Source organism: Streptomyces beijiangensis (assembly GCF_017315755.1).
Taxonomy (GTDB): domain Bacteria; phylum Actinomycetota; class Actinomycetes; order Streptomycetales; family Streptomycetaceae; genus Streptomyces; species Streptomyces beijiangensis.
In genome coordinates, this window is sequence record NZ_JAFLRJ010000384.1 from 1 (window position 1) to 10037 (window position 10037).

Below are 10037 nucleotides of genomic sequence, written 5' to 3' on the forward strand. Positions count from 1 at the left end.
GTGCATCCGGCTGCACCGCGTACCGCCTTTCGGTCCCCCTGCAAGATCAAGGAAGAGTACTCCGCGAGCGGGACGCGGTGCAGCCGGATGCACAGGGTCCTTTCCCAACTTCCTTACAACGCGCGCGGGTTCCCCAGCACAAGATCGCCCGGAGTGAGCTGATTCATAGCAGTTACGTTTCGGACCATCGGATGTGGAAGAGTCTTCTCCCATGCAGGTCTGGCCGGGACAGACATATCCGCTCGGGGCCACGTACGACGGCGCCGGGACCAACTTCGCGGTCTATTCGGAGGCCGCCGACCGGGTCGAGTTGTGTTTGCTGCACGACGACGGCTCAGAGACGGCGGTCGAGCTGCGCGAGACCGACGCCTTCGTACGCCATGCCTATCTGCCCGGGATCATGCCCGGTCAGCGGTACGGCTTCCGCGTGCACGGCCCGTACGAGCCGGACAAGGGGCAGCGCTGCAACTCGGCGAAGCTGCTCCTGGACCCCTACGCCAAGGCCGTGAGCGGGGAGGTCGAGTGGGGCGAGGCGGTGTACAGCTACCACTTCGGCAAGCCCGACTCGCGCAACGACCTGGACTCGGCACCGCACACCATGGCATCGGTGGTGGTCAATCCCTACTTCGACTGGGGCGACGACCGGCTGCCGCGGACCCCGTACCACGAGACCGTGTTCTACGAGGCCCATGTCAAGGGTCTCACCATGCTCCATCCCGACCTCCCCGAGGAGATGCGCGGGACGTACGCGGCCCTCGCCCACCCCGCCGTCATCGAGCATCTGACGAAGCTGGGGGTCACGGCCCTGGAACTGATGCCGGTGCACCAGTTCGTCAACGACCACCGGCTCGCCGACGCCGGTCTCGCCAACTACTGGGGCTACAACACCATCGGCTTCTTCGCCCCGCACAACACCTATGCCTCCTGGGGCGACCGGGGCGAGCAGGTCCTGGAGTTCAAGCAGGCGGTACGGGCGCTGCACGAGGCCGGCATCGAGGTCATCCTCGATGTGGTCTACAACCACACGGCCGAGGGCAACCACCTGGGCCCGACGCTCTCCTTCCGCGGCCTGGACAATGCCCAGTACTACCGCCTGATGGAGGACGACCCCCGCTACTACATGGACACGACGGGCACCGGCAACTCCCTGCTGATGCGCTCCCCGCACGTCCTACAGATGATCATGGACTCGCTGCGCTACTGGGTCACCGAGATGCATGTCGACGGATTCCGCTTCGACCTCGCGGCAACCCTGGCACGCCAGTTCCACGAGGTGGACCGGCTGTCGTCCTTCTTCGACCTGGTGCAGCAGGACCCGGTGGTCAGCCAGGTCAAGCTGATCGCCGAGCCGTGGGACGTCGGCGAGGGCGGCTACCAGGTGGGGAACTTCCCGCCGCTGTGGACCGAGTGGAACGGCAAGTACCGTGACACCGTACGAGACTTGTGGCGCGGCGAGCCGCGCACGCTCGCGGAGTTCGCGGGCCGCCTCACGGGGTCGTCCGACCTCTATCAGGACGACGGCCGCCGCCCGCTCGCCTCGATCAACTTCTTCACCTGCCACGACGGCTTCACGCTGAACGACCTGGTGTCGTACAACGACAAGCACAACGAGGCGAACGGCGAGTCCAACCGGGACGGCGAGAGCCACAACCGCTCGTGGAACTGCGGCGAGGAGGGCGAGAGCACCGACCCGGCGGTCATGGAGCTGCGCGCCCGGCAGATGCGGAACTTCATGGCGACGCTGATGCTGTCTCAGGGCGTCCCGATGCTCTCGCACGGCGACGAGTTCGGCCGCACCCAGCGGGGCAACAACAACGCCTACTGCCAGGACAGCGACCTGTCCTGGGTCAACTGGCCGGTCGCCGCGGCCACTTCGGATACGGACCCATCGGATGCCGATACGGATTCTGATACGGACGCCTCGGGCGCCACTCTGCTCGCCTTCACCCGCGCGATGGTCGCCCTGCGCCGCGAGCACCCCGTCTTCCGCCGCCGCCGCTTCTTCCACGGCCGCCCGGTGGAGGGCACGCACGACGATCTCTCCGACATCGCCTGGTTCACGCCCGAGGGCGAGGAGATGATCCAGCAGGACTGGCAGTCGGTGAGCGCCAAGGCTCTGACCGTCTTCCTCAACGGCAACGCCATCTCGGAGCCCGGGACCCGGGGCGAGCGGATCTCCGACGACTCCTTCCTGCTGATGTTCAACGCGAGCGCGGAGGACATCGGCTTCGCCGTCCCCGTCGACCACGGCAAACAGTGGCAGGTGGTGGTGGACACCGCCCGTCAGGACGGTGTCCCGCCGGGCACGGGCCCCAAGGTGGGCGCGGGCGACCGGGTCACGCTGATCGGACGGAGTCTGACGGTGCTGCAACGGCCCGCGTAGGGTCGCCGGTTCGTATCCGCGCCAGTACGCAGCAGAGCCCGGCGGCCACGACCGCGACCGAGAAACCGGCCCCGGGCCCGTGGTCCTGGGACAGCCGTCCCGCGAGAGCGAGCGCGAGGGCCTGCCCCGCGACCGTGCAGCTGGCGAGTACCGCCATCGACTCGGCGAGCCGGGCGGGCGGCACCAGGCGTTCGGTGAGGCCGAAGAGGGTGATCAGATGCGGGGCGTAGGCGACACCGAGCAGGGTGACGACCGCGTACAGCGCGAGAAGTGAGTCCACGAAGAGGAGAGGCACCGAGAGCACGACGAGCGCTGCCGTGGCCACACGCCAGCGGGTGGTGAGGGCGATGCGCTGCGGCACCGCGGCCATCGAGAGGCCCGCGGCGGCGCTCATCACCCCCATCGCCGCGTAGACAAGACCCGCCTGTTCGGGGCGGCCCAGGCGCTCGGTGAGCGCGGTGATGCCGGCCTGGGACGCGCCGAACATGGCGCCCTGGAGGCCCATCGTGAAGCGCAGTGTGTATACGGCGGCGGGCAGTCGAGGCCGTTTCGCGGCTCCTGCGATCGGACGCGCACGCGCAGGGGCACCGGCAGGGGTACGGGAACCGACCCGCGACGCCGTCGGATGCAGCGCGAACGCCGAACCGCAGACCGCGAGCAGCGCGGACGCGCCGAGCAGCGCCACCGCGGGATGCGCGAACGCCGCCGCGAGGCCGACCAGGGCAGGCCCGAGCACGAACGAGACCTCGTCCAGGGTCCCTTCGAAGGAGAGCACGGCCCCGACCGTGCGCTCGTCCGCGTCCGATGCGCGCGCGAGGGCGACGGTCCTGGTCCTGGCGAGCGGGCCGATCTGGGGGACGGTGGCGCCGGCGAGCACGGCCAGCAGCACCAGCGCCGGGGTGGCGAGGTGCGTGAGGGCCCCCAGGACGAAGGCGGTCGTGGCCACCGCGTTGGTGAGCGCCGCCGCCAGCACCACACCCCGCTGGCCCCGCCGGTCGGCGGCGCGGCCGAGCAGCGGGCCGCCCACCGTCTGGCCCGCGGCCAGCGCTCCGCCCACCAGTCCTGCCGTAGCGAGACTGCCGCTCGTCTCGGCGACCAGCAGGAGGCTGCCGAGCTGGCACATCGCGGTCGGCAGCCTGCCGAGGAAGGAGACGACGGGCAGAAACGGGCCGGTGAGGGCCAGGACACGGCGGTACATCGGCCGAAGTTAGCGCGCCCCTGCAGGAAGTACGCATGGGCGGAAGGCACAGAAGCCGCCGATCCGGGTACGTACGTTCGCATGACGCCCACCGCCACCTACCGGCTGCAGATCCAGCCGGATTTCCCCTTCTCGGCCGCCGAGAAGGCCGTGCCGTACCTGGCCGCACTCGGTGTCTCCCACCTCCACCTCTCGCCGGTCCTGGAGGCCGTCCCCGGCTCCACGCACGGCTACGACGTCGTCGATCCCACGCGCGTACGTGAGGAACTGGGCGGCGAGGACGGTCTGCGCGCGCTCGCCCGCACCGCCCGCGCGCACGGCCTGGGCCTCGTCCTGGACATCGTCCCCAACCATATGGCCGCGGCCCCCCGCTTCAACCGGCCACTGTGGGAGGTCCTGCGCGAGGGCCCCGCATCCCCGTACGCCCGCTGGTTCGACATCGACTGGGACGGCGGCGACGGGCGCGTCCTGCTGCCGGTCCTCGGCCACCGGCTCGGCGTCGAGTGGGAGAAGTTGAGCGTCGAGGGGGACGAACTCCGCTACTACGACCACGCGTTCCCACTGCGGGAAGGCACGTCCGGGCTCCCGCTCCCCGAGCTGCTCGACGCCCAGTTCTACCGCCTCGCCTGGTGGCGACTGGCCCGTACCGAGCTCAACTACCGCCGCTTCTTCACCATTTCGGATCTGATAGGGGTACGGGTGGAGGACCCGGAGGTCTTCCGCGCCACCCACACCAAGATCCTGGAGCTGCTGCGCGACGGGGTCGCCGACGGTCTGCGCATCGACCACCCCGACGGTCTCGCCGATCCCGGCACCTACCTGCGCCGTCTCAGCGAGGCGACCGGCAGCCGCTGGACCGTCGTCGAGAAGATCCTCACCGGCGACGAGCAACTGCCCGCCGACTGGGCGGTCGCGGGGACGACCGGCTACGACGCGCTGCACCACATCGACGGGCTGTTCACCGACCGGGAAGGCGCCGCGGAACTCGCCCGCGACTACCGGTACTTCACCGGTCTTACCGGCGACCGCGGCGGCTACTGGGAGGCCACCGTCCGCCGGGCGGCGTACAAGGTGCTCACCCATGAGCTGGCGGCGGAGACCGAGTTCCTGGTCCGTACGGCCGCACGCGTCTGCGCGGCCGATCCCGCACTGCGCGACCACGCCCCGTGGGCGCTGCGCATCGCCCTGCACGAGCTGCTCGTACGGGTCCCGGTCTACCGCCCGTACGTCACCGCGGGCGGCCTCCCCGACCGTACGAGCCCCGCGCTCCCCCCGGAGGCCGTCGCCAGAGCCGCGGCGGCGTACGCCGTGCCCGAGGAGGCCGAGGCTCTGACGGTGGTACGGGACCTGGCGCTCGGCACGCTGGGCGAGGGCCCCCATCACGCCGCGTTCTGCGCGCGCTTCGCGCAGACCGCGTCCGCGCTGCGCGCCAAGTCCGTCGAGGACACCGCCTTCTACCGGTACGCACCGCTCCTGTCGGCCGCCGAGGTGGGCGGCGATCCCGGGGCTCCCGCCGTCTCCCCCGAGGAGTTCCACACCTTCTGCGCACGGCTCGCGCGCGACTGGCCGTCCACCGGGACCGTACTGACGACGCACGACACCAAGCGCAGTGCGGACGTACGGGCACGGATCGCGGTCCTCACCGAATGCCCGGAGCGGTGGGGCGAGTTGCTGAAATCGCTGGGCGGGAGCGGGGCCCCGGCGCCCGATCCGCAGGTGGCGTGGACGGCCTGGCAGACCTCGTTCGGCTTCGGTCTGCCCGATCGCGAACGGCTGGGGCCCGCGCTGCTCAAATCCGTACGGGAGGCGGGGCTGCACACCAGCTGGACCGAGCAGGACCCGGTGTACGAGGAGGCGGTGGAGGCCTTCGTGGCGGCGGGTCCGTGCGGGCCGCCGCACGCCGTACTGGCCGACTTCTCGCGCGCGCTCGATCCTCACGTACGGGCCAACGCGCTCGGTGCGGCGCTGGTGCAGCTGACGATGCCGGGCGTCCCCGACGTCTACCAGGGCACCGAGGGGACGTACATCGCACTGGTCGACCCGGACAACAGAGCCCCCTTCAGCCCCGTCGACCCCATGGACGAGAAGCCCGTGCTGACGACGGCCGCCCTGCGGCTGCGCCGGCGCCTCCCTGAGGTCTTCGGCGAATCGGGTACGTACCTGCCGATGACCGCGTCCGGTCCCGCGGCCGCGCACTGCCTCGCCTTCTGCCGCTCGGGCGAGGCCGTCACCGCCGTGACGCGGCTCTCCCTGCGCCTGGCCGATGCGGGCGGCTGGCGGGACACGGAGCTGCCGCTCCCCGAGGGGACCTGGACCGAACTCCTCGGAGCGGAGCGAGAGTTCACCGGTTCTGTCCGGCTGAGCGAGCTGTTCGCCGAGCGTCCCGTCGCGCTGCTCACTCGGTCCGTACGAGCAGAATCCGGGGCGAGCGGGTGAGGAGCCCGGTCTCCACCGGCCGGAATCCGTCGGCCCAGCGGAGCCCCGGCATGGCGTCGAGCAGGGCCCGTACGCCGTACTGCGCCTGGAGTGTGGCGGGGCAGCCGATGCTGAGCCGGCCGGTGTCGGACCGGTGGAGGTCGAAGCGGTCGGGGTTGGCGAACCGGTCGGGGTCCCGGCCCGCCGCCCCGACGAGACAGGCCACGGTGGCGCCGGCCGGCACGGTCCCGCCGCCGAGCGGCACGTCGCGCACCGCCCTGCGCATCAGGACATGGACCGGCGGATCGCGGCGCAGCGACTCCGCCCAGGCGTGCGGTATGAGCCCCGGCGCGGCACGCAGGGCGGCCAGCTGCGCGGGGTGGTCGAGGAGGTTGGCGAGCAGCGAGGCGAGCGCACGTTCGGTCGTCGCCACCCGGAGTCCGGCCAGTGCGCCGTACGGCATCCGGGCGGCGGTGGCGAGCACCCCGACCGGCAGCCACCGGCAGAATTCGGCCACCAGGTCGACCTCGGCGCGCCCGGCCAGCCGTCTGGCCAGCACATAGGCGGTCCGCTCGGCGATCTCCCGCTGCCCGCCCAGGGACGAGGCGCCGGTGCAGCGGAGGTCGCCGGGCTCGCAGCACTGGGTGGACCTGGGCCGTACGAGCCGCGGGTCGGTGAGGGCCGAGACCACGTCCGCGTACCGGCTCACCAGCCAGGCATCGAGCCGGGCGTCGTAGACGAGGGGGTATCGCTCGCGCAGGACGCGGTAGACGGGGTACGGATCCCGGTCGCGGCCCCCGGTGAACAGCCCCGGCGGCCCCAAGGTCCGGTCGGTGGCCATACGGGTCCCTCCCGGGGCCTGGGCGCCGGAGGACGGCGCGGATACCTCCCAGGCGACCACTGGTCGGGCCCGTTCGCAGTCGTCGTACGCCCGTACGGGTGACGGCCGGGCTCAGCGCTGTGCAGCCCTGGGGACCGGGGCTCAGTTCAGCCCTGGGGGCCGGGGGCGGCCCCGGCAGCGAAGGGCCGCAGCGGCGCCAGCGCCGAGAAGGCGGCGAGCACCACCCTCGACTGGAACTCGACCTGGTCTCCGACCGGGATCCAGTGGGCGCCGTACTCCTCCTCGTACACGGCACACACCCGGGTGATCGACGCGTCGAGGTCGGCCAGTACGTCCAGATGCCGGCCGGCCGCCCCCTCGGTGAGGGCCCGGTGCAGCAGCCCGGACGAACGGACCATCAGCCGGCGGGCCGATATGCGCAGCGCCATGACGTGCGCACGGGTCAGCGGTGGCAGCCGGCTCGGCTCGCTCAGCGCCGCATCGGGATGCCAGGCGTCGGCGAGCGCGGGCGAGACGGCGAGGTACTCCTCCACGGGGGCGAGGAACTGCCCTGCGCGGGCCACCAGTTCGGGCCGTACCCGGTCGAGGAGCGCTTCGATCCGCTGCGCCTCGGCCCGCAGTCCGTCGCTGATGGAGAGGAGTTCGGGCCGGGGATCGGGGTGCGGCGTGCCGTCGGCGACCCCGTCGACGCCCCACATGGGCGCCTCGACGACGGCGGTGACGGTGCCGTAGGGCTGCGGATGGAACCAGGTGGACTGGACAGCGGCCTCCGTGATGGCGGCGAACTGGTCACCCTGCTTGGGCGGCGGTATCTCGAAGACGCCGGGTCCCAGCGTCGGCCAGTACAGGGCGTCGTAGGGGCCCACCTCCAGCGGAACCCGCAGCTCACGGGCTGCCCGCGCGACCTGCTCCGGCAGCCCGTCGAGCGCCCTGGTCACCTCCACGAAGCCGCCGCCGACGTCCACCCCGTGCAGGGAGCATTGGAGGTACGGCCTGAGCTGGTCCTGGACGGCGAGCAGGGCCCGCGTCTCGGGGAGCCTGCCCGTGCCGCTCTCCTCGGGAAGCCACTCGGGCTGGGCGGCGAAGCCGGGCCGGTAGAACTGCCGGTGGTAGCGGGTCAGCCGGTACGGACCCGACTGCCAGCCCTTGTTGAGGCGGGCGCCGTCCGGGTCGAGGCAGAGCAGGAAGTTCCAGGTGGTGTCCGCCCCCTCGCAGAGCCGGGGGTCGGTCGCCGCCCGCCGGGCGAGGCTCAGCACCGTCCCGCCGCCGACGGGCTCGTTCGAGTGCGGGCCGGCGACGATCAGTACGTTCCGGCTGCCGCGCCCCACGGAGAGCAGCCACAGCGGCTCGCCCGAGCGTGCCGTTCCGACTCTGCGCAGCCGAACGCCGAGCGGGTGACGTTCCGTGAGGTCGACAGCGCCGGCGACCACTTCGTCCACGCTCGGGTATCGGTCCACCAGGCGATGATCACGGTGGCCGCCCGGGCCGTCAACACCCCCTCGATTCGACGCCATAGGACTACTCCACCCGTATCCGGAAGGTGCCTGGGTCACGGACAGATCGTGCGCCGTCGGCGAGCTGCGCGACAGCCGTGTGATGGGGAGTGCGGAAGCGCCGTACGGCGGACGCCGCACCCCGCGCCGCCACCGGCGCAGTCGGTTCAGGGCGCGAGCCGCCTCCCGGCGAGCACCTCGGCCGCGGCCTGCGCGCAGACGCGTGCGGCGCCGTGCGTGTCGATACGGGCGGCTCCGGCGGCACCGGAATCCGGCTGCGGTACGCCGAGTTCCACCGTGATCGCATCGGGGCGCGCGGCGAGAAGTGCGCCGAGCCACTCCCGCACGGCGGGGTGCCGGTGGGCGTCCCGTACCGCCAGGACCAGCGGCCGGCCCGCCGCGTCGGCGAGGATCTCCCGGACGCGGCCGGGGCTGTACGGGGTGAGCGGCGGCACGGTGGTGCACAGGGTGCCCGGCATGAGGGCGGTGAGCGCCGCGCCGAGACCCCAGGGCACGCCGTCACCCTGGACGACGGTGCCGGGAACGCCGAACCCGACCAGGACGGCGGGGGCGCGCAGCGGCAGCGCTTCCGGGTCGGCGGTGGTGGTGCGCAGCGCACGGCGGGCGGCGGCCGGACCGAGTGCTCTGTCCGGTTCCGGGGCGGGGACGTTCGCGGCCAGGGCCCGTTGCCAGGCGGCAAATCCGGAGGCGCGGGCGGCGGCTTCGGCGAGGCGCTCCTCGGGGAGTTCACCGCGCATGACCGCGTCGACGATGGCTGTACGGAGCTGCGCGAACTCGGCGTCTCCCGACCGGTCGCCGAGGCAGACGAGATCCACACCGGCGGCGAGCGCGCGCACGGTCGCACCTTCGAGTCCGTAACGGGCCCTGACGGCCTGCATCTCGACGGCGTCGCTGACGATCAGCCCCTCGAAGCCGAGCTCCTCGCGCAGCAGCCCGGTGATGATGCGGGGGCTGGCGGTGGCGGGGTGCTCCTTGTCGTACGCGGGGATGAGCAGATGGGCGGTCATCACGGCCCGGACGCCCGCCGCGAGAGCGGCACGGAACGGCGGAAGGGCCAGTTCCGCGATGCGGTCGGCGTCCATGGTGACGGTGGGCAGCGCGAGATGGGAGTCGGTGTCGGTGTCGCCGTGGCCGGGGAAGTGCTTGGCGCAGGCGGCGACGCCGGCGTCGTGCATGCCGCGGATCCAGGCGGCGGTGTGCCGGGCGGCGAGGTCGGGGTCCGCGCCGAAGGAGCGGGTGCCGATGACCGGGTTGTCGGGGTTGGAGTTGACGTCGGCGTCGGGTGCGTAGTCGAGTCCGATGCCGGCGGCGCGCAGTTCGCCACCGATGGAGTGGGCGACGGCGGCGGTGAGTTCGGGGTCGTCGACGGTACCGAGGGCGAGATTGCCCGGGTAGGAGGAGCCGGTCGCGGCCTCCAGGCGGGTGACGTCGCCGCCCTCCTCGTCGGCGGCGATCAGGACGTCGGGGTTCTCGGCGCGCAGGGCTCCGGTGAGCGCGGCGGTCTGCTCACGGTCACGGATATTGCCGCCGAAGAGCAGGACCGACCCGAGCCCGGCGGAGAGCCGCCTGCGGATCCAGTCGGGGGCGGTGGTCCCCTGGAAGCCGGGCTGCAGCACCCGGTCGGCGAGGGCGAGGAGTTCGGGGGCACGGGCAGGGCCGGAGGCGGGTGGCATGGCTGGTCCTCTC

6 protein-coding genes are annotated in these 10037 nt (G+C 72.2%); 2 read left to right on the forward strand and 4 right to left on the reverse strand.

The annotated features are described in order from the left end of the window. Positions 1-211: 211 nt before the first annotated feature. Positions 212-2383 (forward strand): glycogen debranching protein GlgX, encoded by a 2172-nt coding sequence (glgX, locus tag J0695_RS31640; protein WP_206967906.1) that lies wholly within the window; start codon positions 212-214, stop codon positions 2381-2383. On the opposite strand, the gene J0695_RS31645 is transcribed toward glgX, so the two are convergent. Next, positions 2337-3581 (reverse strand): MFS transporter, encoded by a 1245-nt coding sequence (locus J0695_RS31645; protein WP_206967908.1) that lies wholly within the window; start codon positions 3579-3581, stop codon positions 2337-2339. The genes glgX and J0695_RS31645 overlap by 47 nt on opposite strands. An 81-nt stretch (positions 3582-3662) precedes the next feature. Between J0695_RS31645 and treY the strand changes: the two genes are divergently transcribed. Further along, the gene (gene treY, locus J0695_RS31650) at positions 3663-6017 is read left to right on the forward strand and encodes a malto-oligosyltrehalose synthase (protein WP_206967910.1); all 2355 of its coding nucleotides are present in this window, start codon (positions 3663-3665) and stop codon (positions 6015-6017) included. Here treY and J0695_RS31655 read toward each other — a convergent pair. The 3 genes from J0695_RS31655 to J0695_RS31665 form a co-directional block, all read right to left on the reverse strand. Continuing rightward, complete coding sequence (locus J0695_RS31655; protein WP_206967912.1) at positions 5977-6837, reverse strand: cytochrome P450; 861 nt, start codon at positions 6835-6837, stop codon at positions 5977-5979. The two genes, treY and J0695_RS31655, sit on opposite strands and share 41 nt — an antisense overlap. A gap of 146 nt (positions 6838-6983) precedes the next feature. After that, a complete protein-coding gene (locus tag J0695_RS31660; RefSeq protein WP_307798829.1) occupies positions 6984-8294 on the reverse strand; it encodes a M14 family zinc carboxypeptidase in 1311 nt (436 codons plus the stop codon). Between the two features lie 203 nt (positions 8295-8497). Next, positions 8498-10024, reverse strand: a complete 1527-nt coding sequence (locus J0695_RS31665; RefSeq protein WP_206967916.1) for a glycoside hydrolase family 3 protein — start codon at positions 10022-10024, stop codon at positions 8498-8500. Between the last annotated feature and the right edge of the window lie 13 nt (positions 10025-10037).